The 25,325-nt window shown below is 72.8% G+C and carries 19 protein-coding genes and 1 rRNA gene; 13 read left to right on the top strand and 7 right to left on the bottom strand.

Annotated features, from left to right (window positions below):
• Window positions 1-182: 182 nt before the first annotated feature.
• Window positions 183-1,316 carry a DNA integrity scanning diadenylate cyclase DisA gene (disA, locus tag OG310_RS15025; RefSeq protein WP_329456383.1) on the bottom strand — a complete coding sequence of 378 codons (1,134 nt, stop codon included), beginning with the start codon at window positions 1,314-1,316 and terminating at the stop codon, window positions 183-185.
• Window positions 1,317-1,360: 44 nt separating this feature from the next.
• On the bottom strand, window positions 1,361-2,773 hold the full coding sequence (gene radA, locus OG310_RS15020) for a DNA repair protein RadA (RefSeq protein WP_329456382.1): 1,413 nt from the start codon (window positions 2,771-2,773) through the stop codon (window positions 1,361-1,363).
• Between the two features lie 270 nt (window positions 2,774-3,043).
• Between radA and OG310_RS15015 the strand changes: the two genes are divergently transcribed.
• The 3 genes from OG310_RS15015 (at window position 3,044) to OG310_RS15005 (ending at window position 7,037) form a co-directional block, all read left to right on the top strand.
• Window positions 3,044-3,823 carry a hypothetical protein gene (locus OG310_RS15015; RefSeq protein ID WP_329456381.1) on the top strand — a complete coding sequence of 260 codons (780 nt, stop codon included), beginning with the start codon at window positions 3,044-3,046 and terminating at the stop codon, window positions 3,821-3,823.
• A gap of 98 nt (window positions 3,824-3,921) precedes the next feature.
• Complete coding sequence (locus OG310_RS15010; RefSeq protein ID WP_329456380.1) at window positions 3,922-4,887, top strand: class I SAM-dependent methyltransferase; 966 nt, start codon at window positions 3,922-3,924, stop codon at window positions 4,885-4,887.
• Window positions 4,888-5,051: 164 nt separating this feature from the next.
• Window positions 5,052-7,037 carry a BACON domain-containing protein gene (locus OG310_RS15005; protein WP_329456379.1) on the top strand — a complete coding sequence of 662 codons (1,986 nt, stop codon included), beginning with the start codon at window positions 5,052-5,054 and terminating at the stop codon, window positions 7,035-7,037.
• A gap of 252 nt (window positions 7,038-7,289) precedes the next feature.
• Here OG310_RS15005 and OG310_RS15000 read toward each other — a convergent pair whose 3' ends face one another.
• Window positions 7,290-8,174 (bottom strand): hypothetical protein, encoded by an 885-nt coding sequence (locus OG310_RS15000; RefSeq protein WP_443078641.1) that lies wholly within the window; start codon window positions 8,172-8,174, stop codon window positions 7,290-7,292.
• A gap of 42 nt (window positions 8,175-8,216) precedes the next feature.
• On the opposite strand from OG310_RS15000, the gene OG310_RS14995 reads away from it, so the two are divergent.
• From OG310_RS14995 to ilvD, 4 genes are all read left to right on the top strand, one after another.
• Window positions 8,217-9,149: a Ppx/GppA phosphatase family protein gene (locus tag OG310_RS14995; protein ID WP_329456378.1), complete on the top strand. Its 933-nt coding sequence runs from the start codon at window positions 8,217-8,219 to the stop codon at window positions 9,147-9,149.
• A gap of 389 nt (window positions 9,150-9,538) precedes the next feature.
• A complete protein-coding gene (locus OG310_RS14990) occupies window positions 9,539-10,510 on the top strand; it encodes a sugar phosphate isomerase/epimerase family protein (protein WP_329460193.1) in 972 nt (323 codons plus the stop codon).
• The gene (locus tag OG310_RS14985) at window positions 10,507-11,142 is read left to right on the top strand and encodes a TetR/AcrR family transcriptional regulator (RefSeq protein WP_329456377.1); all 636 of its coding nucleotides are present in this window, start codon (window positions 10,507-10,509) and stop codon (window positions 11,140-11,142) included. Before OG310_RS14990 ends, OG310_RS14985 begins: the two co-directional genes overlap by 4 nt.
• Before the next feature lie 241 nt (window positions 11,143-11,383).
• Window positions 11,384-13,234 (top strand): dihydroxy-acid dehydratase, encoded by a 1,851-nt coding sequence (ilvD, locus tag OG310_RS14980; RefSeq protein ID WP_329456376.1) that lies wholly within the window; start codon window positions 11,384-11,386, stop codon window positions 13,232-13,234.
• 44 nt (window positions 13,235-13,278) lie between these two features.
• Here ilvD and OG310_RS14975 read toward each other — a convergent pair whose 3' ends face one another.
• The gene (locus OG310_RS14975; protein ID WP_329460192.1) at window positions 13,279-15,663 is read right to left on the bottom strand and encodes a serine/threonine-protein kinase; all 2,385 of its coding nucleotides are present in this window, start codon (window positions 15,661-15,663) and stop codon (window positions 13,279-13,281) included.
• Between the two features lie 123 nt (window positions 15,664-15,786).
• Here OG310_RS14975 and OG310_RS14970 point away from each other — a divergent pair, with 123 nt between their 5' ends.
• From OG310_RS14970 to OG310_RS14960, 3 genes are all read left to right on the top strand, one after another.
• Complete coding sequence (locus tag OG310_RS14970; protein ID WP_329456375.1) at window positions 15,787-16,167, top strand: SH3 domain-containing protein; 381 nt, start codon at window positions 15,787-15,789, stop codon at window positions 16,165-16,167.
• Between the two features lie 180 nt (window positions 16,168-16,347).
• Complete coding sequence (locus tag OG310_RS14965; RefSeq protein WP_329460191.1) at window positions 16,348-16,908, top strand: hypothetical protein; 561 nt, start codon at window positions 16,348-16,350, stop codon at window positions 16,906-16,908.
• 144 nt (window positions 16,909-17,052) lie between these two features.
• Complete coding sequence (locus tag OG310_RS14960) at window positions 17,053-17,802, top strand: class I SAM-dependent methyltransferase (RefSeq protein WP_329456374.1); 750 nt, start codon at window positions 17,053-17,055, stop codon at window positions 17,800-17,802.
• Between the two features lie 182 nt (window positions 17,803-17,984).
• On the opposite strand, the gene OG310_RS14955 is transcribed toward OG310_RS14960, so the two are convergent.
• Entirely contained in the window at window positions 17,985-18,476 is a 492-nt protein-coding gene (locus OG310_RS14955) for a MarR family winged helix-turn-helix transcriptional regulator (protein WP_329456373.1), read from the bottom strand.
• A 310-nt stretch (window positions 18,477-18,786) separates the two neighbouring features.
• On the opposite strand from OG310_RS14955, the gene sigJ reads away from it, so the two are divergent.
• Complete coding sequence (gene sigJ, locus OG310_RS14950; protein WP_329456372.1) at window positions 18,787-19,704, top strand: RNA polymerase sigma factor SigJ; 918 nt, start codon at window positions 18,787-18,789, stop codon at window positions 19,702-19,704.
• 90 nt (window positions 19,705-19,794) lie between these two features.
• Here sigJ and OG310_RS14945 read toward each other — a convergent pair whose 3' ends face one another.
• Complete coding sequence (locus OG310_RS14945; RefSeq protein WP_329456371.1) at window positions 19,795-20,625, bottom strand: nucleotidyltransferase domain-containing protein; 831 nt, start codon at window positions 20,623-20,625, stop codon at window positions 19,795-19,797.
• 10 nt (window positions 20,626-20,635) lie between these two features.
• On the opposite strand from OG310_RS14945, the gene proC reads away from it, so the two are divergent.
• Complete coding sequence (gene proC / locus OG310_RS14940) at window positions 20,636-21,529, top strand: pyrroline-5-carboxylate reductase (protein WP_329456370.1); 894 nt, start codon at window positions 20,636-20,638, stop codon at window positions 21,527-21,529.
• 223 nt (window positions 21,530-21,752) lie between these two features.
• Here proC and trpS read toward each other — a convergent pair whose 3' ends face one another.
• Entirely contained in the window at window positions 21,753-22,754 is a 1,002-nt protein-coding gene (gene trpS, locus OG310_RS14935; protein WP_329456369.1) for a tryptophan--tRNA ligase, read from the bottom strand.
• A gap of 846 nt (window positions 22,755-23,600) precedes the next feature.
• Here trpS and OG310_RS14930 point away from each other — a divergent pair.
• Window positions 23,601-25,125, top strand: a 16S ribosomal RNA gene (locus tag OG310_RS14930).
• The last annotated feature ends 200 nt before the right edge of the window (window positions 25,126-25,325 follow it).

Here is a 25,325-nt window from a genome sequence, read left to right as displayed (position 1 = left end):
GGCGGACCGCCCGGCCCTTCGGTGCCTGGTCACCCGGGGCGTCCACGGATGAGCGGTGCGTGACGACCGGGTGTGTTCATGTGCGGCAGCCGGGCGTGATCGCTCGCGGCCTGCCTGCCGGGAAGCCGGTGCGCAGGAGTGCGGAAGCGCAGGAGCAGCCACCGGCCGTGCGGCGGCACCGGTCAGACGTACCGCTCCAGGATGGACGACTCCGCCAGCCTCGACAGGCCCTCGCGGACACTGCGGGCCCTCGCTTCGCCGACGCCGTCCACCGCCTGGAGGTCGTCCACGCTCGCGGCCAGCAGCTTCTGCAGGCCGCCGAAGTGTTCCACCAGGCGCTCGATGATCGCGCCCGGCAGCCTCGGCACCTTCGCGAGCAGGCGGTAACCGCGCGGGGAGACAGCCGAGTCCAGCGTCTCGGGCGAGCCGCTGTAGCCGAGCGCCCGCGCCACCATGGGCAGTTCGAGCAGCTCGGTGTGGGTGAGCGCGTTCAGCTCGTCCAGCGCCTCGGCGACCGTGCGGGAGCGTTTCGCCGTCGGCTCCGGCACGTAGTCCCGTACGACCAGCTCACGCTCGGGCTCGACGCCCGCGATCAGCTCGTCGAGCTGGAGCGTCAGCAGCCGGCCGTCCGTGCCGAGCTCCACCACGTACTCGGCGATCTCGGTGGCGATCCGGCGCACCATCTCCAGGCGCTGCGCGACGGCGGTGACGTCCCGGACCGTCACCAGGTCCTCGATCTCCAGCGCCGACAGCGTGCCCGCGACCTCGTCCAGGCGCAGCTTGTAGCGCTCCAGCGTCGCGAGTGCCTGGTTGGCGCGGGACAGGATCGCCGCGGACTCCTCCAGGACGCGCCGCTCGCCGTTGACGTACAGCGCGATCAGCCGCATCGACTGGGAGACCGAGATGACGGGGAAGCCGCACTGCTTGGACACCCGGTCGGCGGTGCGGTGGCGGGTGCCCGTCTCCTCGGTGGGGATCGACGCGTCCGGCACCAGCTGGACGCCCGCCCGCAGGATCTTGGTGATGTCCTTGTCCAGGATCAGGGCGCCGTCGAGCTTGCACAGCTCCCGCAGCCGCGTCGACGTGAACTCCACGTCGAGGACGAAGCCGCCCGTGCACATCGATTCGACCGTTTTGTCCATGCCGAGGACGATGAGGCCACCGGTGTTGCCGCGCAGGATCCTCTCCAGACCGTCGCGCAGCGTCGTCCCCGGCGCGACGGCGCTCAGGGACGACCGCATGAGCGATTCAGCACCGGAACCGCCGGAGCCCGCGCCGGACTTTCCGGGTGTTGACCCCCGGTCGCCTGCTGCCACTGCATTCCTCCGGCTCGTACGGATGGGCGAGACCAGGGCAAAGTCTACCGGCGCACATCCTCGCCCTGCGGGGCGTCCGCGCGAGCCCGGCGCGGCAGGACACGCAGCGCGTCGCCCATGTCGGCCACTTCCGTGACCTTCATACCGGCCGGGACCTTGCCCGGGTCGGTCGGCACGAGTGCGTGCGTGAAGCCCAGTCGGTGTGCTTCCGCCAGTCTGCGCTGCACTCCGGTGACCCGCCTGACCTCGCCCGCGAGCCCGACCTCGCCGATCGCCACGAGATTCTTCGGCAGCGGGGTGTCGCTCGCCGCCGACGCCAGCGCCAGCGCCACCGCGAGGTCCGCCGCGGGTTCCGTCAGCCGGACCCCGCCGACCGTTGCGGTGTAGATGTCGCGTTTGCCGAGCGCGGAGATCCGGCCCCGCTGCTCCAGCACCGCCAGCATCATCGACACGCGCGAGGTCTCCAGGCCCGAGGTCGTGCGGCGCGGCGACGGGATCTGCGAGTCGACGGTCAGTGCCTGGACCTCGGCGACCAGCGGGCGGCGGCCCTCCAGTGTGACCGTCAGGCAGGTGCCGGGCACCGGCTCGTCGCGCCGCGTCAGGAACAGGCCCGACGGGTCCGCGAGGCCCGTGATGCCCTCGTCGTGCAGCTCGAAGCAGCCGACCTCGTCCGTCGTCCCGTAGCGGTTCTTGACGCCCCGCACCAGCCGCAGCCGGGCGTGCCGGTCGCCCTCGAACTGGAGCACGACATCCACCAGGTGCTCCAGCAGGCGCGGCCCCGCGATCGCGCCGTCCTTCGTGACGTGGCCGACCAGGATCGTCGCCATGCCGCGCTCCTTCGACGCCCGGATCAGCGCGCCCGCGACCTCCCGCACCTGCGCCATACCGCCGGGCGCGCCGTCGATCTCGGGGGAGGCCACCGTCTGCACCGAGTCGAGGACCAACAGGGACGGCTTCACCGCGTCGAGATGGCCGAGGACCGACGACAGGTTCGTCTCCGCGGCCAGGTACAGGTCGTCGTGGAGGGCCTTGATGCGGTCGGCGCGCAGCCGCACCTGACTCGCCGACTCCTCACCCGTGACGTAGAGCGTGCGGTGCTCCGCACTCGCCGCCTTCGCCGCCACGTCCAGCAGCAGCGTCGACTTGCCGACGCCCGGCTCCCCGGCCAGCAGTACCACCGCGCCGGGTACGAGACCGCCGCCCAGCACCCGGTCCAGCTCGGGCACACCCGTGGAGCGTGCCGTCGCGTGCCGGACGTCCACCTCACCGATGGGCACGGCCGCCGCCGTGACGCGGCCCGCCGCCGTCGTCCGCACGGCGGGCGCGCCGTACTCCTCGACGGTGCCCCACGCCTGGCACTCGGGGCAGCGGCCCAGCCACTTGGCGGTCGTCCAGCCGCACTCGGTGCAGCGGTAGGACGGCCTGTCCCTGGCGGTCTTCGTACGGGTGGTGGCCATGCCGCTCACCGTATAGCCCCCCACCGACAGCCCCGGCGGGCCCTGCCCCGGGCGTTCGCGCCCGAGGAGGTGCGGCGACGGATACGTGGGGCTGCGCGCGGGACGCCGGCGGGAGTGCGCGGGGACGCGGACTTCAACGGGCGCGGGTGCCACGCGTGCGGCCTGACCGGGACCGGCGCGCGGGCGCCCGGGTTCACCGGCGCGCGGGCGCCCGGGTTCTACGGGTGTGGGCTGCGCGGACGCGGGGCCGGGTCCCCGAGGAGCGGGGCCGTGCCGTCGAGAAGCCGCTGCGGGCCGAACTCGAAGAGTGCGTCGAGGTCGAAGTCGTACCCCTCGGCCATCATCTCCCTGAACGCGGGGAAGCTGTTCTCCGCGGTGGACCCCCGTATCGACCTCGACGGCTGGTACCTCGCCCACAACGCCCCCGGCGGGCTGGTGGCCTCCGCGCGGCCGGGGCGGGGGCCCGGGGAGATCAAGGCGCCGCTGAGCTTCCGCTCCGGGCCGCTCGCCGTCGCCCGGGGGGACCAGGCCGCGCAGCGCGCGCTGCTGCGCGAACGGTTCGCCGGGCTCGGCTGGGAGGTGCCCCGGCTGCTCGAAGCCCTGCCCGGCGCAGAGGAGTTCTCACTCGACTGGATGGGCCAGGTGCGGATGGACCGCTGGACGAGTGGGCGCACCGCGCTGCTCGGCGACGCCGGGTACTGCCCGACCCCGCTGACCGGCCTCGGCACGAGTCTGTCGCTCGTCGGCGCGTACGTACTGGCCGGGGAGCTGGCGGCGGCCGGCGGCGAGCACCGCGCGGCGTTCGCCGCGTACGACTCCGTCATGCGGCCGTACGTACGGCAGGCTCAGGAACTCCCGCCGGGCGGCGCCCGCGGATACGCGCCGCGCAGCCGGACGGGGATCGCGCTGCGTGACATGTCGATGCGCTCGATGCGCCACTGGCCGATGGCGAGGATCATGGCAGCGCAGTTCGCCAAGGCGGCGGCCGTCCGGCTGCCGGACTACGCGGCCCTGCGCGAAGGGCGGCCCGGTCACCGGTCGGTGGCCTGAGCCGGGCGTGTGCCGGACGTGGGCGCGTCCCGCGCCGCACCCGAGGGGGCGGGCCGCCGGTGACCGGTGGCGGACAACCAGGGGAGGGTGGCGCGCGGATGACGGCGACGGGACCGGACGCGGGAGCGGGCAACGGTACGGGCACGGACGGGGGAGCGGCTGCCGGGACGGGCCGAACGGCAGCAGCCGTCGTGGTCGGTGCCGGGCCGGCCGGGCCGGTTTCGGCAGTGGCGGGCGCCGGGCCGGCGCCGACCGCGTTCGACGCGGCGGAACGGCGGATCTGGGCCGGCCGCGCGGCGGCGTACGCGGACAGCTTCGCCAAACTCTGCGCCCACCCGGTGCCGATGCTGCTGGACGCGGCGGGTGTCGCGGCGGGCACCGCCGTGCTCGACGTGGGCACCGGTCCTGGCACGGTGGCCGCCGCCGCGCACGGGCGCGGTGCCCGGGTGTCCGCCGTGGACGCGGAGCCGGGCATGGTCGCGCTCGCCGCGCTGGCGCTGCCGGGTGCGGACGTACGGCCCGGGGCGCTGCCGGACCTTCCCTACGACGACGCGTCGTTCGACGCGGTCGTCGCCAACTTCGTGCTCAACCACGTCGGTCGCCCGGGCGCCGCGGCGGCCGAGCTGTGCCGCCTCACGCGGCCCGGCGGCCGGGTCGCGCTGACGATCTGGAGCGCCGCAGGATCGCCGGGACGGGCTCTGCTGGGCCGCGCCGTGGAGGCGGCGGGCGCCCGCAGGCCGGGCCATCTGCCCATGCTGGAGGGCGCGTTCGACTTCCCCCGCACCGAGGAGGGGCTGGCGGCCCTGCTGACGGCGGCGGGTCTCACCGACGTCGTGTGCGCGTCCGTGGAGTGGAAGCACCGCACGACCCGCGAGGAGTGGTGGGGCGGCGCGGCGAACGGGGTGGCGGCCATCGGGCAGACCGTGGCCGGCCAGCCGCCCGGGACGATCGCGGAGATCAGGCGCCATTACGACGTCCTGTGCGGGGAGTTCACCGAGGAGGACGGGTCGCTGGCGCTGCCGCACATCGCGCTGCTGGCGCACGGGCGGCGCACCGCGCGATGACCCCGGCGCGCGTCCGGGACGGCTGTCAGGATGGTTCAACCGTTTACGACAGTCGTAAGTGAAGTGACGATTCTTGTCCCCTTTCAGAGGGTTCATTCACCCGTACGGATTAAATGCGCTCAAGAGGTGCGAAGGGCACACGCTCAGGTGTCTACCGTCGCCAGGTGACCAGCAGCAGCCCCGATACCTCCCTGCACAGCAGCGGCGCGCACCACGCGCCCCATCGTGCGCCCCGGGTGGCGGCGCCGAGGCCGCCCGCGCGCTACGAGCCCTATCTGGACGGCCTGTTCACCTACTGCCTCTCCGTGCTCTGCGAGCACGCGGCGGCCATGCAGGTGTTGGGTGAGGTGCTGGCCATCTCCGAGCGGCAGTACGGACGTTCGCCGACCGCCGAGGCCGAGCGCAAGGCGTGGCTCTACGCGCTGGCGCGCTGGGCGTGCCTGCGCAGACTCGCCAGGCAGCGCGCGGGCCGCCACGTCGACCAGGGCGGCAGCCGTGGCGGGACGCACGCGCAGGCGGCGGCCGGCGCGGCGTCGCGCACCGGCGGCCCCGGCATCCGGTCCGGGCACCGGGCGGTGCGGAAGGCGCAGGCCCCCCTGCCCGGCGCGGTGCCGGCCGGGCAGGCGGACCCGGCCGCCGAGGAACTCCAGCGGCGTGAACTGGCCTTGCTCGCCTGGCCGGAGGCCGCGGGCACGACGCCCGAACAGCGCGAGGTCCTGGAACTCGCGGTCCGCCACCAGCTCGGCCCGCAGGGCGTCGCGGCCGTCCTGTCCATGGAACCGACCGCCGCCCGGGGGCTGTTGTCCACGGCCGCCATCGAGGTCGAGCGGACCCGCGCCGCGCTCGCCGTGGTCGAGACGGGCGCCTGCCCGTCCGTGGCCCGCCTGACCGCTGACAGCGGGGCGCTGCTCTCGGCGACCCTGCGGCGGGAACTCGTCCGGCACGTCGACGACTGCCCGCGCTGCCGGCACACGGCGGAGCGGGTGGAGGCGGCCGGACCCTGGCCGGGCACGACCCCGCGGGCCGGGCGCAGGGCGCCCGCCGTCCTGCCGCTCGTGGAGGTCGACCGGGCCGTCGCGTACGCGGCGATGCTGCACGCGCCGACGACCAGGGCCACCGCGCCGCGCTTCGGGCGCGACGGTTTTCCGCTGGACCCCAGGGACCGGGCGGCCCGCCGCGACCGCCTCAGGTCGCGCGCCGTGACGACGACCGTCGTGGCGACCGTGATCGCGGCGCCGGTGTTCGCCATGTGGGCCGCGTACAGGGGAGCGCCCGACACCGGTGAGGGGCACGGCGGCCCGTCGGTCAGCGCGGGCGATCCGGGCGAGCCGTCGTCGCACGACGGCAAGGGGTACGACCGCTTCGAGAACGCGGGCAGCGCGAGCGAGCGCACGGGCGCCCGGCGGGCGGACGGCGGCCACGGCGCCCAGGGCTCCGACGTCTCCGTCAAGGTCGTCAGCAACGGCACCGGCCTGCCCGCGGGCCGTCCGGGTGCCGTCGCTCCCGGGGCGCTCGGCATCGTGGCGGAGACGTCGTCGGGCCGTACGACGATCACTCTCACCGCCTCCGGCGCGCCCGTCGCCTGGGCGGCGAGCGTCGGCGCCGGCTGGATCTCCCTCAGCCGGTCGTCGGGCACGCTCGCGCCGGGCCGCTCGGTGACGCTGTACGTGAGCGTCGACCACGCGCGTGAGCCGGTGGGCCCGTGGAGCGTGCGGATCGCGCTGCACCCGACCGGCGCGGTGGTGCTGGTGGACGGCTACGGATACCCACAGGACCCGCCGGGCGGCGGTTCCGGGGGTGGTGGCGGCCGCCCCGGCCGATCCGGCGGTCACGGGGGCCACGGCGGCGGTCATCACGGCGGAGGCGGTACGGGGCCTGGCCGGCCGGGCGGTTCCTCCGGCAGCCCCGGTTCCCCGAGCAGCCCCGGCGGCACCGGAGATCCCGGCACGGGCGGGACGCCGTCCGATCCGGGCACCCCCTCGGGCGGTACGGGCAGCGGTACGGGCGGGAGCGGCGGCGGCTCGGGTACGGGGGGCACCGGGACGACCGATCCCACGTCGCCCGCCTCGGGCGGCACCACCCCGGACCCGCCGGCCACACCGCCCTCCACCACCGACGACCCCGGCACGCCGCCACCGTCCGCGAGCTGACACGCCGCCACCGTCCGCGAGCTGAGCGCCCGGCGCCTGTGCGGTCCCGTCGAGGCCCCGGACCGGGCGGCCCCAACCGGGACGGCACGGGTGGCAGGGCACGGGGGGAACGGCCCCGGACCGGGCGGTCGCGACCGGGACGGCACGGGTGGCACGGCGCGGTGGGGACGGTCCCGGGAGTTTCCGGCGGACCCGTGGCGTTCCCGCGGACCCGTGGCGTCCAGTCGCTCCCGGCGCGAAAGTGCCGGAGCGTCAGCGGACCGCCGGGTCCGCGGGGTGCGGGGCGACCAGCGGGAGTTCGCTCGCCGTGCGGCGCTCGCACAGCTGGGTCAGCACGTCGTACGCCTCCTTGCCCATCAGCTCCGTCAGCTCGGGGCGGTACGAGACGTACACCGGGTCACCCGCGCCGTGCGCCGACGTCGCAGACGTGCACCACCAGTGCAGGTCGTGGCCGCCGGGGCCCCAGCCGCGGCGGTCGTACTCGCCGATCGACACCCGCAGCACCCGCGTGTCGTCCGGCCGCTCGATCCAGTCGTACGTCCGCCGCACCGGGAGCTGCCAGCACACGTCCGGCTTCGTCTCCAGCGGCTCCCGGCCCTCCCGCAGCGCCAGGATGTGCAGCGCGCAGCCCGCGCCGCCGGCGAAACCGGGCCGGTTCTGGAAGATGCACGAGCCGTTGAAGACACGGGTCTGCCGCTCTCCGTCGTCCTCGTCCTCCTGCGTCCAGCCGGCGCTCCCCGTGCCCTCGTCGTGGAACTGCCAGACGTCCGGGGTCAGGCGCGCCACGTGCCCCGCCACCCGCTCCTCGTCCTCCTCGTCGGAGAAGTGCGCGCCCAGGGTGCAGCAGCCGTCGTCGGCGCGGCCCGCCTGGATGCCCTGGCACCCGCTGCCGAAGATGCAGGTCCACTTCGACGTCAGCCAGGTCAGGTCGCAGCGGAAGATCTGCTCGTCGTCGGCCGGATCCGGGAACTCCACCCAGGCGCGCGCGAAATCGAGGCCCTGCTCGTCACCGGTGCGGGCGGCGGCGCCGGCGGGCGGGGCGACGGCGCTCACGGCGTCCGCCTTCTGCTTCTTCGACTTCTTCCGGTCCTTCGCCTGCTCGGCTTTGCCCGGCTTCGTCTTGTTCGTCTTAGGCACGGGCCCAAGGGTAAGTCCGCCGCCGCGGGTACGGTTCCGCTCATGAGACTCGGAGTCCTCGATGTCGGTTCGAACACCGTGCATCTGCTCGCGGTCGACGCCCATCGGGGTGCCAGGCCGCTGCCGGCTTTTTCCCACAAGGCGGAGCTGCGGCTCGCCGAGCTCCTCGACGAGGACGGCGCGATAGGACCCGAGGGCGTCGACCGGCTCGTCGCGACCATCGCCGACGCGGTCCAGGCCGCCGAGGACAAGGGGTGCGAGGACGTCCTGGCCTTCGCCACCTCGGCCGTGCGCGAGGCCACGAACGCCGACCACGTCCTCGCCAGGGTCCGCGCGGAGACGGGCGCCGACCTCCAGGTCCTCACCGGCGCCGAGGAGGCCCGTCTGACCTTCCTCGCCGCCCGCCGCTGGTTCGGCTGGTCCGCGGGCAGGCTCCTCGTGCTCGACATCGGCGGCGGCTCACTGGAGATCGCGTACGGGCTCGACGAGGCGCCCGACGCCGCCGTCTCGCTGCCCCTCGGCGCGGGCCGCCTCACCGCGGGCCGGCTGCCCGGCGACCCGCCCGACGCCACGGACGTACGGGCGCTGCGCCGTCACGTACGGGCCGAGATCGCCCGTACGGTCGGCGAGTTCAGCCGTCTGGGTGGCCCGGATCACACCGTCGCCACCTCCAAGACGTTCCGGCAGCTCGCGCGCATCGGTGGCGCCGCGCGCTCCGCCGACGGCCCCTATGTGCAGCGCCAGCTGAGTCGTTCGTCACTGGAGGAATGGGTGCCGAAACTGGCGGCCATGACCACGGAACAGCGCGCGGACCTGCCCGGCGTCTCCGACGGCCGCGCGCCGCAACTGCTCGCGGGCGCGCTGGTCGCGGAGGCTGCGATGGACCTGTTCGACGTCGAGGTGCTGGAGATCTGCCCCTGGGCGCTGCGGGAGGGTGTGATCCTGCGCCGCCTGGACCGGATGCCGGCGACCTGAGCGGATGCCGGCGACGTGAGCGGCGGCCCCCGGTGAGCGGCCCCCGGTGACGTGAGCGGCCCCCGGCAGCGTCAGCGCCCCGGTGGCGTCAGTGCTCCGGGGCGGCCTGGGCGCCCCGGAGCCGGCCGCTCGTGTGCTGCCGGGACCGGTCGCCCCCGCGTGCGGCGGTCATGCCCGGACGTCCTGGCTGCCCCGCTCGGCGCGTGCGTGTCCGGCCCGTCCGACGGGTGTTCGCCGCGCGGTGTTTTTCCCACCCCTTCTTCCCGTTCGGCCTGTTCGGCTCATGTCCCGCGCGGGGAGGCCCGGCGCGGGACCCCGGGCACCGGGCCGTGCCCGCCCGGGCGGGCCCGTACTCTGGCTGGGTGGCTAATCCAGCGGCAGATCCAGCGATGCGCGTCTCGGACGCGAAGGTCGCCCTGTCCACGGCCTCGGTCTATCCGGAGTCGACCGCGACGGCTTTCGAGATGGCGGGACGCCTCGGTTACGACGGCGTCGAGGTCATGGTCTGGACGGACCCCGTCAGCCAGGACATCGACGCGCTGCGCGGGCTCTCCGACTATCACGAGGTGCCGATTCTCGCCGTCCACGCGCCGTGTCTGCTGATCACGCAGCGCGTGTGGTCCAGCGACCCGTGGACGAAGCTCCAGCGCGCCAGAGCGGCGGCGGAGAAGCTGGGCGCCTCCGCCGTCGTCGTGCACCCGCCGTTTCGCTGGCAGCGCCAGTACGCCCGGGACTTCGTCTCCGGAATCTGGCGCATGGCGGACGAGACCGATGTGAGATTCGCGGTCGAGAACATGTACCCGTGGCGCTACCGGGACCGCGAGATGCTGGCGTACGCGCCCGACTGGGACGTCACCAAGGACGACTACCGGCACTTCACCGTCGACCTCTCGCACACGGCGACCGCGCGCACGGACACCCTGGCGATGGTCGACCGGATGGGCGACCGGCTCGGGCACGTGCACCTCGCGGACGGCAAGGGTTCGGCGAAGGACGAGCACCTGGTCCCCGGGCGCGGAGACCAGCCGTGCGCACAGCTGCTGCACCGCCTGGCCGCGAGCGGCTTCGACGGCCATGTGGTGATCGAGGTGAACACGCGCCGCGCGATGTCCGGCGCGGAGCGCGAGGCGGACCTCGCGGAGGCGCTCGCGTTCGCCCGGCACCACCTCAGGGGCGCCGGCGCCGCCGCGTTCGTGGCGAAGGACCCGGGGGCCGGCGGTACGGGCCCCGCCGCCGCCCCGCGCGCACGCGGGGCGGCCCAGGCCGACGCCTCCCCCGGCACCTCGCGTACGGGGCGCGGCCCGCGCGCCGGCCGTGCGGGCCGGGGTGGTCGTACGGGCCGCATCGGCGGCTCCGCGTGACCGGTTCCACGCCCACGCCCGCGCCCTCACCCGGCCGGCGAGGCCGGGGCCGCCCCGCCCGGGCCGCCACCGAGGCGGGGCCCGGCGCCCGGGAGCGCATCCTCGGCGCGGCACGCGGAGAGTTCGCGGAGCACGGCTACGACAGGACGTCCGTGCGCGGCATCGCCAAGGCGGCCGACGTGGACCCGGCGCTGGTGCACCACTACTTCGGTACGAAGGAGCAGGTCTTCGGCGCCGCGATCGCGGTCTCCTTCGAGCCGGCCGCCGGTGTCTCCGGCGTCCTCGGCGGTGACCGGGACACCATCGGGGAGCGGCTGACCCGGTACTTCGTCGGGGTGTGGGAGAACGAGGAGACCAGGGCGCCGCTGCTCGCGGTGGTGCGCTCGGCGCTCACGAACGAGACGGCCGGGGAGATGCTGCGGCTGTTCGTGGTGCGCGAACTGCTGGAGCCGATCGCCCGGGCGCTGGACGTGCCGGACCCGACGCTGAGCGCGGAGCTCGCGGCCTCGCAGATGGTCGGCATCGCGATGCTCCGCTACGTCCTGCGCGCGGAGCCGCTGGCGAGCGCCGACGCGGAGGAGATCGTCCGCAAGGTGGCCCCCACGCTGCAGCGGTACCTGACGGAGCACTGAGCGCGCGCGGAGCGGTCCTGGGTGGGGCGCGCCCCGGTTGCTGCGGGTGGGGGCGCCCCCCGAACCACCCGCGTCGCGCATGAGGTGGTCTGCCCACCGGCGGATCGGCGCCCGTCCCCGGCCCGCGGGACCGAGGACCTGCCGTCCCGCATTCCGGACGGCGTGTCCGGATCTTGGAGGCGGCGCGTACGCTCGACCGAAGCCATTGCTGTTGACGCATCTGCTGAAGGAGCGAGCGACGATGCCCGAGCTGAGGTCCCGCACAGTCACCCACGGCCGCAACATGGCGGGCGCGCGCGCCCTTATGCGGGCGTCGGGCGTAGCGAGCGAGGACATCGGCAAGCCGATCATCGCCGTGGCCAACTCGTTCACGGAGTTCGTGCCCGGGCACACGCACCTCGCACCGGTCGGCCGGATCGTCTCGGAGGCCATCAAGGCGGCGGGCGCGGTGCCCCGCGAGTTCAACACGATCGCCGTGGACGACGGCATCGCGATGGGTCACGGCGGCATGCTCTACTCGCTGCCCTCGCGTGATCTGATCGCCGACTCCGTCGAGTACATGGTCGAGGCGCACTGCGCGGACGCGCTCATCTGCATCTCCAACTGCGACAAGATCACGCCGGGCATGCTGATGGCCGCGATGCGCCTCAACATCCCCACGATCTTCGTCTCCGGCGGCCCCATGGAGGCCGGCCGGGCCACGCTGGTGGACGGCACCGTCCGCAAGCTCGACCTGATCAACGCCATGTCTGACGCGGTGGACGAGTCGGTCTCCGACGCGGACATGCTCCGGATCGAGGAGAACGCCTGCCCCACCTGCGGCTCCTGTTCCGGCATGTTCACCGCCAACTCGATGAACTGCCTTGCCGAGGCCATCGGCCTCGCCCTGCCGGGCAACGGCTCGGTCCTCGCCACGCACACCGCGCGCCGCGGCCTGTACGAGCGGGCCGGCGCGACCGTCGTCGAGCTGGCGAAGCGGTACTACGAGCAGGACGACGACTCGGTCCTGCCGCGCAGCATCGTCACGCACGCGGCGTTCGAGAACGCGATGGCGCTGGACATCGCCATGGGCGGCTCCACGAACACGATCCTGCACCTGCTCGCCGCCGCGCAGGAGGCGGGCGTGGACTACGGCCTGGACGACATCGACGCGGTGTCCCGCCGGGTGCCGTGCCTCGCGAAGGTCGCGCCGAACGTGGCGCCCGGCGGCACGTACTACATGGAGGACGTGCACCGCGCGGGCGGCATCCCCGCGATCCTCGGCGAGCTGTACCGGGGCGGCCTCCTCAACGAGGACGTGCACACGGTCCACGCGCCGAGCATCAAGGCCTGGCTGGAGACCTGGGACGTGCGCGGCGGCTCCCCCTCCGACGAGGCCCTCGACCTGTGGCACGCGGCGCCGGGCTGCGTCCGCTCCGCCGAGGCGTTCTCGCAGTCCGAGCGGTGGGACTCGCTGGACACCGACGCGGCCGGCGGCTGCATCCGCGATGTGGCGCACGCGTACAGCAAGGACGGCGGCCTCGGTGTGCTGCGCGGCAACATCGCCGTCGACGGCTGTGTCGTGAAGACCGCCGGCGTCGACGAGTCCATCTGGACGTTCGAGGGTCCCGCGGTCGTCTGCGAGTCGCAGGAGGAGGCCGTCGAGAAGATCCTCCGCAAGGAGATCACCGACGGCGACGTCGTCGTCATCCGCTACGAGGGCCCCAGGGGCGGCCCCGGCATGCAGGAGATGCTCTACCCGACCTCGTACCTGAAGGGCCGGGGCCTCGGCAAGAGCTGCGCGCTCATCACCGACGGCCGTTTCTCCGGCGGCACGTCGGGCCTCTCGATCGGCCATGTGTCACCGGAGGCGGCGTCGGGCGGCACGATCGCGCTGGTGCGCGACGGCGACCGCATCCGCATCGACATCCCGGCGCGCGCGATCGACCTGCTGGTGAGTGACGAGGAACTGGCCACGCGGCGCGATGAGTTGAACGGCGTCTACGCGCCCAAGGCCCGCGAGCGCAAGGTGTCGGCGGCGCTGCGGGCCTACGCGGCGATGGCGACGAGCGCGGACCGCGGCGCCGTGCGCGACGTCTCCCGCCTGGGCTGAACACCGCGCGGCCCGGGGCACACGCCCGGACGACGCCCCTCGGACTACCAGTCCGAGGGGCGTCGCGCGTCCACCGCGAAGACCGAGCCGTCCGGGGCGGAGGCGACCACTTCGGCCCCGCCCGCCGTGACGAACGGCGCGGGCAGCGCCGCCGCCACGGTGGACCGCTGCGCGCCGAGCCGGGGCGCCGTCTGCGCGAGGAGCGTGCCGCGCCGGGCGTCGACGGCGAGCAGCCGTCCGTCGCCCGCCATCACGTACACGTGGCCGTCACCGTCGGCGGTGGGCCGGGACGCGCGGGTCACGGCCGTCTCCAGCGTCCACAGCACGGGCCGCGGCACCCCGGCGCGGGTGTCGAGGGCGGTCAGCGTTCCGGCGTACGACATGACGTAGGCGATCCCGCCGGTGACGGTGGCCTGCGCCTGGTCCACCGGGTCCGGCAGGCGCACCCGCCGGACGGTCGGGCCGGACGCTCCGGCGCGGGTTCCGGTGGCGCCGTCCGCGCGCCCGCCGGCCCGTTCGCCCGCCGAGGGTGCCTGCGCGCCGCCGGCGTCGATCCGTACCACTGAGTCCGTTGTCCCGTCGGCCCGTTGGGACAGGGCCCACAGGGTCCCGCCGCTCTCGCGCACCGGGCTGAGCGCGCCCTCGACCCGGGCGGACCAGGTGACCGAGCCGGTGGCCGGGTCCAGCACGCTCAGCGTCGACGCCGTCCCGTCCGGGGCCGGCGCCACCGAGTACAGGGCGCGTCCCGCACCGTCCGGGTCGGCCCACACCGTGCTCCGCGCCGCGAGCGGCCGCGTCCAGCGCACAGCGCCCGTCGCACCGTCCAGCGAGCGGACCCTCCGGCCGTCGGCGGAGACGAGCAGGACGGCGCCCGGGGTGTGCCGCACGGTCGGGAAACCGGCGACGGAGGTGGACCAGCGCACGTGGCCGGTGGCCGGATCCAGCGCTTCGAGCCGCTCCCCGCCCGTCGCGGAGGTGACGTACAGCAGCCCGCCGGAGATGACGGGAGCGGTGTCGCCGGCGACGGTGTCGGCCGTCGCGCGCCCGCGCACCGACCAGGTGAGGTGTCCGTCGGCGGGGTTCAGCCGGGCCGCGAGGACGCCGGGGGCCGAGCAGTACAGGGCGCCGGAGGGGGCCGGGCCGGCCGCGCAGACCGGCGTGCGGCTGGTGCCGGTGCCGGTGCGCAGCGCCGTGTGCCACGGGTGGAAGGCGTGGGCGGCCGATCCGCCGCCCGTGGCGCCGCCGGGTTCGGCGTCGGCCGTCCGCAGTCCCGCGTAACCGGCCGCGGCCACCGCGAGGGCCAGCAGGCCGGCCAGTGCGAGGACGCCCCGCCGGACCGTGCGCGGCCGTCGCGCCACCCGGCCCGCCGCGCCCGCGAGGGGGCGTTCGGCGCGCGGGTGGGTGGCCGCGTCGGCGGCGGGCGCGGCGCCGTCCACCGTCCGGGCGGGCGACGCGTGCGGTGCGTCCGCCGCCCGGGGGGATCGCCCAGCGCCGTGCGGGACGCGGGTCTGCTCGGAGTCCGGCGCTTCCGGCGTGTGCCGCGGTGGGGGAGGAGCCTGCGGTGCGTGCGGTACGAGGGAGGTCGACGCGGTGCGCACCGGGCGCAGTTCGGCCATCACCTCGTCCGGTGTCGGCCGGTGACCGGGATCCTTCGCGAGGCAGCGGCGGACGAGCGGCACGAGCGCGGCGGGCACCCCGCTCAGGTCGGGCTCGTCGTGCACGACCTGGTAGGCGACGACATAGGGACTCTCCGAGTCGAACGGGCCCCGCCCCGTCGCGGCGTGCACCAGCACCGCCGCCATCGCGAACACGTCGGCGGGCGGACCGACCTCGCGCGGGCGCTGGAACTGCTCGGGTGCCATGAACGGCGGCGTACCGATCAACTTGCCGGTCTCGGTGCGCAGATCGCTGTCGGCCGCGCGGGAGATGCCGAAGTCGATGACGCGCGGCCCGTCTGGCGCGAGCAGCACATTGCTCGGCTTGAGGTCGCGGTGGACGACCCCGGCACGGTGGATGTCCCGCAGCCCCTCGGCGAGTCCGGCGCCGAGCCGCGCCAACTCCCCGGCTCCCAGGGGGCCGTCCCGCTTCACCCGGTCCGCCAGTGTCGGCCCGTCGATGAACAGCGTGGCCATCCAGGGCCGTTCCGCGTCCGGGTCCGCGTCCACGACGGGCGCGGTGAACGCGCCGCTGACCCGACGGGCCGCGGCGATCTCCTGCCGGAAACGGGCCCGGAACTCCGGGTCGGAGGCGTACTGCGCGTGGACGACCTTCACCGCGAGGCGCAGACCGGAGCCGGAGGTGGCCAGATGGACCACTCCCATGCCGCCACTGCCGAGCACGGATTCCAGCGGGTAGCGGCCCGCGTAGTCGGGATGTCCCTGCGCAGGGGCAAGGCGCGTGGGGTCAGCGGCGTGGGGCAGCGGTTGCATACCCACCCCCGTAGGTTGGTGCGCTGCGCGACGCACCGACCATAGTCGATGACGCATGCGATCCAGCCACCGGTTGCTAGCGTGCCGAGCAGGAAGTGAGCACGGTCAAGGAGGGGGAGCACGATGACACTTGGGGAAGCGGAGAAGCCGCTCACGGAGGCGGTCGCGGACACCGGGACGGGCCCGGAACCGGCGGCCGGGGCGGCGACGGCGGACCCGGTCGAGGCGCCGGCGGTGCACGCACTGGCGGTGGTGGCCACGCACTACCCGATCGCGCCCGGCTACAGCGTCAACGTCCGCAGCGGCCCCGGCACCAACCACGGCGTTGTCCGGATACTGCCGGTGGGGGCGTCGGTCTCGGTCAACTGCCAGATGTACGGGACGACGGAGACCGGCCCGTACGGCACGACCCGGATCTGGGACAACATCGCCAACGGCCAGTTCGTGTCGGACGCGTACGTGCACACGGGGAGCGACGGCTTCATCGCGCCGCGCTGCGACTGAGCCGGTCTCCCGCCGCCCCGGTGGCGCCCGGATGGCGCTCCGGCGGCGGGTCCTGCGGGAGCCGCCGCCGAAAGCGGCGGGCCGGGCGGGGATAATCGAGGTGTGAGCGAGCAGCAGCGCCCCGAGGCGCCGGACGAGCGGAGCGCGCGGAGTGCGCGGGACCGGACCGCGCCCGGGCCCCTGCCCGAGGGACTGCGGTTCTTCGGGACGACCTGGGTCGGCCACGACGGCGGGTACGGGGCGCGGCGGGTCGCCGCTGCGGCCGGCTCGCTGCTCGCCGCCGCCGCGTCGTGCGCCGTCCTGCGGTTCGCGTACGACGGGATCGCGCTGGCCGACGTCGGCTCCTTCGTGGGCGTGCTCGTCGTCGTGATGTTCGCGGTGTGCGGCTTCGTCGCGTTCCGCAGGACCTGGGCCGGTTTCTCGGTTCGCCCGGCCGATCCCGCACGCGAGGAGTCGCTGCGCGGCCTGAAGGCGATCGGCTTCATCGGTTCCCTCCTCGCCTACTTCGTCCGCTCGCTCACCGAGGCGCCCGGCGAAGGGCTGCGACGCCGTGAGTACGAGGCGGCCGTCGCCGCGTACGAGAAGCGGCACACCACGCGCGGCGGCCCGGGCGTGAAGGGCCACAAGAAGCGCGCGGCGAACGCGCCGGCCGTGCCGGTCCGCGACGCTGAAGCCGGCGCCACCGCCACCCACCGCGGGAAGACGGGCGGGAAGCCGGGCGCGAAGACGAGACGCACCTGAGAGGCGGGGCGCACCGCGCTCCCGAACACGTGCGTCCCCGGGCATGACGCGCAGGCCACCCGCCCGGTACGGAGGCGTAAGGCCCCGACCCGAACCCCGCCCGTACGAGGCACACGTCCCTCCACCCGCAGGAAAGGAACGCCCGTGACCGCCCGTGCTCTCTCCTTCGACGCCGTCGCCGAGTTGTACGACACCTCGCGGCCGGGCTACCCGCCCGCCCTCTTCGACGCGGTCGAGGAGGCCGGTGGGCGGCCCTTCGCCGGTTCCGTGACCGTCGACGTCGGGGCCGGTACGGGCATCGCCACCCGTTCACTGCTCGCGCGCGGCGCGCGGGTGACGGCCGTGGAGCCCGGTCCCGGCATGGCCGGGCGGCTGCACAGTGTGCTGCCGGACGTGCCGCTCGTCCGGGCCCTCGGCGACGCGCTGCCGCTCGTGGACGAGTCCGCGGACTTCGTCACGTACGCCCAGTCCTGGCACTGGACCGACCGGGCGCGCGCCTTCGGCGAGGCGATGCGCGTCCTGCGGCCGGGCGGTGCGCTGGCCCTGTTCTGGAACGTCTCGGACCACTCCGTCCCGTGGGTCGCCGCCCAGGACGCGCGGCTGCGCGCGCACGGCGGTGACGGCGGCCACGGCATCCACGGTGCGCGGGAGCAGGGGCCGCTGCTGCCGGAAGGCGTCGAGTTCGAGGGGCGCCGGGTGCCCTGGAGCAGGACGGTGACGCTGGACGCGCACCTCGACAACTTCGCCAGCCACAGCGTCTTCCGGGTCCTCGGCGAGAGCTCGACGGCGGCGTTCCTGGCGGCCGAGCGCGCCGAACTGCTGAAGGTCTTCCCGGACGGGGCGGTCGAGGAGTCGTACGTGAGCGACCTGGTGGTCGTGAGGCGCCCGGTGTGAACACGCGCCCCGTGTGAGCGCGCGCTCGCGCGGCGTCGGGACGCGTCGGGACACGGACGCGCGGAACGTCTACGGCGCGGAACCTCTACGGCGCGGGACGGCTCCGGCGCGGGACACGAGTGTCGCGCGGCACATCCCGTCTCCCGCGGCGCGCCCCGGCAGTGCGGAGGAGCGTCAGGGGCTCAGGCCCCGGCGGGCAGGGCCGCGGGAGCCGACGCCAGCGGGATCCCCGCCTCTTCGATGGCCCGCACCAGCGGCGCCAGCTCGGGGTTGCGCGCGGCTTCCGCCAGCGCGTCGCGCAGCGCGGCGTCGTTGGTGGGGCGGGCACGCTCCAGCAGCGCGAGGCCGTCGGACGTGACGTCCGTGTAGATGCCGCGACGGTCGGTCGGGCACAGGTAGCGGGACAGCAGACCCCGGTCCTCCAGCCGGCTGACCAGGCGCGTGGTGGCGCTCTGGCTCAGCACGACCGCGTCCGCGACCTGCTTCATCTGCAGGTGGCCGCCGTCGCCGTCGTGCTGCCTGCTGAGGGTGTTGAGCAGGGAGTACTCCCGTACGCTCAGCCCGTGTCCGGCCTGGAGAAGCCGCTCGATGTGCGACTCGATCTTGCCGTGGAGCACCGAGAGCGCCGACCAGCCCTGGGCGAGGGCGGTGAGTGCCGGGTCGGTCGCGGTCATGTGGAGACCTCCCTGTTGCGCGTGCTGCTTCCTGCGGTCCGCTGCGTGCGGGAACGGTCAGCTGTCCGCGGCCTCGGGTGGGCGCGTCTGCGCGTTCCGCAATCCTCTCCCGTACTCCTTCCAGGGTAGTCGACACGTGAAATATTCCGCGCGTGCAAGTAAATACTGAGCGGACCGCTCCGACCAGGGGTGATAACGCACACGACTGGTCATGAGACGCCCGAGGACTTGGACGTCGGGCCCGAAGAACGAAAAACTCGTGAGGCGGGACACATCAGCGCGCAGCACCACAGCATCCGGGAGCCGATCCATGGCCGATCCAGCGGTATTCGAGCAGGAGCGGGACCGCCTCTGGGGCATCGCGTACCGGATCACCGGCTCGGTGGCCGACGCCGACGACGCCCTCCAGGACACCTGGCTGCGCTGGGAACCCCTCGCGGACGACGAGGCCAGGACCCCGCACGCGTACCTCACCACCGTGGTCAGCCGGATCTGTTACGACCGGCTGACCTCCGCGCGCGCCCGCAGGGAGGCCTACGTCGGCACCTGGCTGCCCGAGCCGCTGGTCACGGAGGTGGGCCCGGAGGACCGGGTCACCCTGGACGAGTCCGTCGGTACGGCCATGCTCTTCGTCCTGGAGCGGCTCACGCCGGCCGAGCGGACGGCGTTCATCCTCCACGACGTCTTCTCGGTGCCGTTCACGGACATCGCGGAGGTCGTGGGCCGCAGCGCCGACTCCGTACGGCAACTCGCCTCGCGGGGCAGGCGCCGGGTACGCGCGGAGGCCCCGCGCAGGTCCGTGGACCGGCGGGAGAGCCGCCGGGCGGTCGACGCGTTCCTCAAGGCCGTCATGGCCGGTGACTTCGACGCGCTGCTCGAAGTGCTCGACCCCGACGCGGTGCTGCGCTCGGACGGCGGCGGCAAGGTCATCGCGGCGCGGCTGCCGGTGATAGGCGCCGAGAAGGTCGCCACGTTCATGAACCGCGTCCTGCGCAACTTCGACCCCGAGCGGATGCGCCTCGTCGCGCGGGACGTCAACGGAGCGCCCGGCGCGCTGCTGTACGACGTCGTGACGGGACCCGTCGCCGTGTACGCGTTCACGGTGGGGGAGAGCCGGATCAGGACCATCGACGGGGTCCTCAACCCGGACAAGCTCGGGCACGTACGCGCCGAGGGGCGCCCGGAGGACGACGCCTACCGGCTGACGGCGGCCCCCGGGCCGTCCTGAGTCCGCCGCGCGTGAGGTGCGCGCCCGTGACCCCTGATGCGTGCATGCCCCTGATAGGTGCATGACCCCTGACGTGGGCCGATCCGTTCCTCAGCCTCCCGTCGCGCGCTCGACGACCCCCGGTGTCCGCTCGATCGCGGCCCGGACGAAGGCCCGCGCCAGTTCACCGCGCCGGGTCCGCCACGGCTCGCGCGCCGGCCGGGGGTCGGCGTCGTAGCGCAGGGCCCGCACCTCCTCCACGACGGCGGACGGCGCCCCCATGCGGCCGAGTTCGGCCAGCGCCTCCCGCTTGGTGACGAGCCGGTCCTCGCGCAGCAGGACGCTCGCGCGGGCCAGGGTGAGCAGGCCGAGCGTGACCCAGATGTCCGCGCCCCACAGCGCCGGCTCCGCCGTGCGCGCGTACCAGTACGCCCGCAGGTCACGGCGGACGAACTCCGCCAGCTCCCCCGCCCGCAGCGGCGGCAGGAGGGTGTCGGGGGCCGCCCCGCGCAGGACCCGCCCCGCGTCGAGGAGTTCGCGCCGGGACACCGGCGTGACGGGCCGCTCGAAGGGCTCACCATGGGCCCAGGTGAGGTGGTCGAGGGAGGCGTCCGCGAGCCGCCCGGCGACCAGGTACGAGCAGTGCAGCCCCTCGGCCAGGGGTTCCTCGCGCACCAGCACCCGGTGCAGCTCCACGAGTTCCTCGCGCCGCGCCTCGTCCAGGACGGCGCCGGGAGCGAGCACCGCGACCAGGTCGAGATCGCTGCGCCCCTCCTGGTAGTCGCCCATGGCCAGGGAGCCGTGCGCCCACAGATGGGACACGTACGGGGGCAGCGCGGTGGTGAACCGCGCGAGCAGCCGCTCGGTGCCGCCCCCGGCGGGCCCGCGAGCGGGCCCCGGCTGCTGCGAGGGGGTCCCGGACGCTGCGGAGTCAGGTGTCATGGATGTCAGGATGGCCGGTACGAACCCCGTACGAAACCGTACGCACCATCCGCACGGCGAGGTGACCGAATTGACCGGTACGAACCAGGCCCGCTCGAACAGGACCGTCGCGGTCCTCGGCACGGGAAAGATCGGCGAGGCACTGCTCAGCGGCATGATCCGCGCGGGCTGGCGGCCGGAGAACCTGCTCGTCACGACCCGGCGCCCGGAGCACGGCGCGAAACTCCGTGACCGGTACGGGGTCGAACACGTCAACAACGCGGAGGCGGCCGAGCGCGCCGACACCCTCATCCTCGCGGTGAAACCCCAGGACATGGGCAAGCTGCTGGACGAACTGGCCCCGCACACCACCACCGACCGCCTGGTGATCAGCGCGGCGGCGGGCATCACGACGGCGTACATCGAGGAGCGGCTCGCGTCCGGGGTCCCGGTGGTCCGCGTCATGCCGAACACGCCGGTCGTCGTCGACGAGGGCATGTCGGTCATCTCGGCGGGCAGCCACGCGGTCGCGGAACACCTCGCGCACACCGAGGAGATCTTCGGCGGTGTCGGCAAGACCCTGCGGGTCCCGGAGTCCCAGCAGGACGCGGCGACCGCCCTGTCGGGTTCGGGCCCCGCGTACTTCTACTTCCTGGTCGAGGCGATGACGGACGCGGGCATCCTCCTCGGCGTCCCCCGCGCGCAGGCTCACGACCTGATCGTGCAGTCCGCGATCGGCGCCGCGGTGATGCTGCGGGACAGCGGCGAACATCCGGTGAAACTCCGCGAGGCGGTCACCTCGCCGGCAGGCACGACGATCAACGCGATCCGCGAACTGGAGGACCACGGTGTACGCGCCGCACTGATCGCCGCCATCGAAGCCGCCAGGAACCGCAGCCGCGAACTCGCCACCGGCAACGGCTGACGGCCGCCGCCGGGGCGGCGGGCGGCGGCGGCCGCAGGATGCCCGCCGTCCCCGCGCCCTCACCAAGAGGACGTCGGGGACGGCGAGCACGGAGCCTGTCCACGGAGGAGCCGTCCACGGACGAGGCGTCCCACGGGGAGCCGTCCCACGGGGAGCCGTCCCACGGACGAGGCGTCGCCACGAAGGTGTGGCCCCCGCCCCGGCGGACCACGCCTCCGTGTCCTCAGACCGCCGGCAGCAGCCCGATCGCGGCATAGGCGGCGTCGACGACCGGCCGGGCCACGGACCGGGCCCGCCCGGCGCCGGCCCGCAGCACTCCCTCGACTTCACCGGGATCGGCCGCCAGCTTCGCGTGCCGTTCCTGCAGGGGCCGCAGCACCTCGATCACGGCCTCGGCCGTGTCCCGCTTGAGCGCTCCGTAAGAGTCGTACGAAGCGGCCAGCGCGGCCGGATCGCCGCCCCCGCCGCACGCGGCCAGGATGTCCAGCAGGTTGGCCACCCCGGGCCGCTCCGCCCGGTCGTACACGACGTCGCGGCCGCTGTCGGTGACGGCCCGCATGATCTTCTTCCGCACGGCGGCGAGGTCGTCCAGCAGATAGATGACCCCCGAGCCGTCGGCGTGCGACTTGCCCATCTTGCCCGTGGGGTCCTGGAGATCCATGACGCGCGCGCCCACCTGGGGCGCGACGGCACGGGGCACCGTGAACGTCTGCCCGTAGCGGTGGTTGAACCGCACCGCCAGATCGCGCGCGAGCTCCACGTGCTGCCTCTGGTCCTCACCCACCGGGACCTCGTCCGTCCGGTACGCGAGGATGTCCGCCGCCATCAGGGCCGGGTACGACAGCAGCGAGAACCGCACGCTCTCCCCGGACTTCGCGGCCCGTGCGCTCTTCTCCCTGTACTGGATCATGCGCCGCAGCTCGCCGTCCGTGGCGACGCACTCCATCAGGAAGGACAGCCGCGCGTGCTCGTCCACGTGGCTCTGCACGAACAGTGTGCAGACATCGGGGTCCAGTCCGGCCGCCAGCAGCAGTGTCGCCGTCTGCCTGCTGAGTCTGCGCACCCGCGCCGGGTCGTGCTCCACGGTGAGGGCGTGCAGGTCGACGACGGAGAAGAGGGCGTCCGCCCGGTGCTGGTCGATCCCGACCCACCGGGAGACGGCCCCTAGATAGTTGCCGAGCGTCAGATGCCCGGTCGGCTTGATCCCACTGAAGATCGTGGTCATGAGCTGTCTCCTGCTTCTCTCCTGCGAGGGCCACCGCCTGTCCGGCGGTGTGGCCCCGGCCCCAGGAGGACCTGGAGCGGAGGGAAACAGGAACGGCCGCCGGGAAGCGGCGGCCGTGGGGTTCGTGCGTGTACCGGCCGCCGTCAGGCGGCCCACCACTGATGGGTGCGGGGAGTACGTACACACGAGGTCATGGGCGACAGAGTACGCGCGCTACCCCCGAGTTGACAGGGCAAACGCCGATCCGTAACGTACTCCGGGTTGTTCGACGTGAGCGCCGATCCAGGTCGGTCCCCGGACAGCCACTCCGCAGGAACCATCAAGAGCAGGCGACTTTTCGTCGCACTGTTCCGCGTGCGATTTCGACGGGGTGGGGAAGCAGGAATCCGCGTTCGAAAGAACCGGAAGCCCCGATTAGCGTCGGAGCCCCTGAACCCGCTAAAGTCTCACTCGTCGGAACGGCCGAGCGAAAGGGCCGGAAAGACAAAGGCAGGACCCCTTCCGACGGGGAATCGGACGAAACAGAGTCTGATAGAGTCGGAAACGCAGGACAGCGAGACGGAAACACAGTAGGACAAAGAAATACCGAAGGGAAAGCCCGGAGGAGCCCCGGAAGGGAATCCAAAGGAAGCGTCCGTTCCTTGAGAACTCAACAGCGTGCTAAAAGTCAACGCCAGATATGTTGATACCCCGTCCATTATGCCGGGCGATCCGAATCTTCGGATGGTTCCGGTGGACGAGGTTCCTTTGAAGTAACACAACACAGCGAGGACGCTGTGAACCGCAGGGATTATTCCTTCCTGTGGTTCCGCTCCGAGTGGTGTCACCCCGTTTACGGGGAAAGCATTCACGGAGAGTTTGATCCTGGCTCAGGACGAACGCTGGCGGCGTGCTTAACACATGCAAGTCGAACGATGAAGCCTTTCGGGGTGGATTAGTGGCGAACGGGTGAGTAACACGTGGGCAATCTGCCCTGCACTCTGGGACAAGCCCTGGAAACGGGGTCTAATACCGGATATTGACGCACTCCTGCATGGGATGTGCGTGGAAAGCTCCGGCGGTGCAGGATGAGCCCGCGGCCTATCAGCTAGTTGGTGGGGTAATGGCCTACCAAGGCGACGACGGGTAGCCGGCCTGAGAGGGCGACCGGCCACACTGGGACTGAGACACGGCCCAGACTCCTACGGGAGGCAGCAGTGGGGAATATTGCACAATGGGCGAAAGCCTGATGCAGCGACGCCGCGTGAGGGATGACGGCCTTCGGGTTGTAAACCTCTTTCAGCAGGGAAGAAGCGAAAGTGACGGTACCTGCAGAAGAAGCGCCGGCTAACTACGTGCCAGCAGCCGCGGTAATACGTAGGGCGCAAGCGTTGTCCGGAATTATTGGGCGTAAAGAGCTCGTAGGCGGTTTGTCACGTCGGATGTGAAAGCCCGGGGCTTAACCCCGGGTCTGCATTCGATACGGGCAGACTAGAGTGTGGTAGGGGAGATCGGAATTCCTGGTGTAGCGGTGAAATGCGCAGATATCAGGAGGAACACCGGTGGCGAAGGCGGATCTCTGGGCCATTACTGACGCTGAGGAGCGAAAGCGTGGGGAGCGAACAGGATTAGATACCCTGGTAGTCCACGCCGTAAACGTTGGGAACTAGGTGTGGGTCACATTCCACGTGGTCCGCGCCGCAGCTAACGCATTAAGTTCCCCGCCTGGGGAGTACGGCCGCAAGGCTAAAACTCAAAGGAATTGACGGGGGCCCGCACAAGCGGCGGAGCATGTGGCTTAATTCGACGCAACGCGAAGAACCTTACCAAGGCTTGACATACACCGGAAAGCATCAGAGATGGTGCCCCCCTTGTGGTCGGTGTACAGGTGGTGCATGGCTGTCGTCAGCTCGTGTCGTGAGATGTTGGGTTAAGTCCCGCAACGAGCGCAACCCTTGTCCCGTGTTGCCAGCAGGCCCTTGTGGTGCTGGGGACTCACGGGAGACCGCCGGGGTCAACTCGGAGGAAGGTGGGGACGACGTCAAGTCATCATGCCCCTTATGTCTTGGGCTGCACACGTGCTACAATGGCCGGTACAATGAGCTGCGATACCGCGAGGTGGAGCGAATCTCAAAAAGCCGGTCTCAGTTCGGATTGGGGTCTGCAACTCGACCCCATGAAGTCGGAGTCGCTAGTAATCGCAGATCAGCATTGCTGCGGTGAATACGTTCCCGGGCCTTGTACACACCGCCCGTCACGTCACGAAAGTCGGTAACACCCGAAGCCGGTGGCCTAACCCTTGTGGAGGGAGCTGTCGAAGGTGGGACTGGCGATTGGGACGAAGTCGTAACAAGGTAGCCGTACCGGAAGGTGCGGCTGGATCACCTCCTTTCTAAGGAGCATTTCTTACCGGGTCCTTCGGGGTCCGGTCAGAGGCCGGTTCATCAGCGAATGTCTGGTGCCGGTTGCTCAAGGGTGGAACGTTGACTATTCGGCAGATCACGGATCATTGCTGCTAGTACTGTCCTTCGGGGCGTGGAATGCAGGGGTGGACGGGATGTGTCGGGCACGCTGTTGGGTGTCTGAGGGCAT

The organism is Streptomyces sp. NBC_01497, from assembly GCF_036250695.1.
In the GTDB taxonomy this organism is placed as follows: Bacteria; Actinomycetota; Actinomycetes; order Streptomycetales; family Streptomycetaceae; genus Streptomyces.
The sequence above is the reverse complement of the archived record's forward strand: the minus strand, read 5'-3'. Positions and strand labels throughout refer to the sequence as shown.

Excerpts from the sequence above, each read along its gene's own strand:
- OG310_RS14945 (WP_329456371.1), bottom strand. The coding sequence starts at position 20,625 with ATGACACCTGACTCCGCAGCGTCCGGGACCCCCTCGCAGCAGCCGGGG.
- OG310_RS15010 (WP_329456380.1), top strand. The coding sequence starts at position 3,922 with ATGACGGCGACGGGACCGGACGCGGGAGCGGGCAACGGTACGGGCACG.
- OG310_RS14970 (WP_329456375.1), top strand. The coding sequence starts at position 15,787 with ATGACACTTGGGGAAGCGGAGAAGCCGCTCACGGAGGCGGTCGCGGAC.
- proC (WP_329456370.1), top strand. The coding sequence starts at position 20,636 with ATGGCCGGTACGAACCCCGTACGAAACCGTACGCACCATCCGCACGGC.
- sigJ (WP_329456372.1), top strand. The coding sequence starts at position 18,787 with ATGGCCGATCCAGCGGTATTCGAGCAGGAGCGGGACCGCCTCTGGGGC.
- OG310_RS14955 (WP_329456373.1), bottom strand. The coding sequence starts at position 18,476 with ATGACCGCGACCGACCCGGCACTCACCGCCCTCGCCCAGGGCTGGTCG.
- ilvD (WP_329456376.1), top strand. The coding sequence starts at position 11,384 with ATGCCCGAGCTGAGGTCCCGCACAGTCACCCACGGCCGCAACATGGCG.
- OG310_RS14975 (WP_329460192.1), bottom strand. The coding sequence starts at position 15,663 with ATGCAACCGCTGCCCCACGCCGCTGACCCCACGCGCCTTGCCCCTGCG.
- trpS (WP_329456369.1), bottom strand. The coding sequence starts at position 22,754 with ATGACCACGATCTTCAGTGGGATCAAGCCGACCGGGCATCTGACGCTC.
- OG310_RS14995 (WP_329456378.1), top strand. The coding sequence starts at position 8,217 with ATGAGACTCGGAGTCCTCGATGTCGGTTCGAACACCGTGCATCTGCTC.
- radA (WP_329456382.1), bottom strand. The coding sequence starts at position 2,773 with ATGGCCACCACCCGTACGAAGACCGCCAGGGACAGGCCGTCCTACCGC.
- OG310_RS14990 (WP_329460193.1), top strand. The coding sequence starts at position 9,539 with ATGCGCGTCTCGGACGCGAAGGTCGCCCTGTCCACGGCCTCGGTCTAT.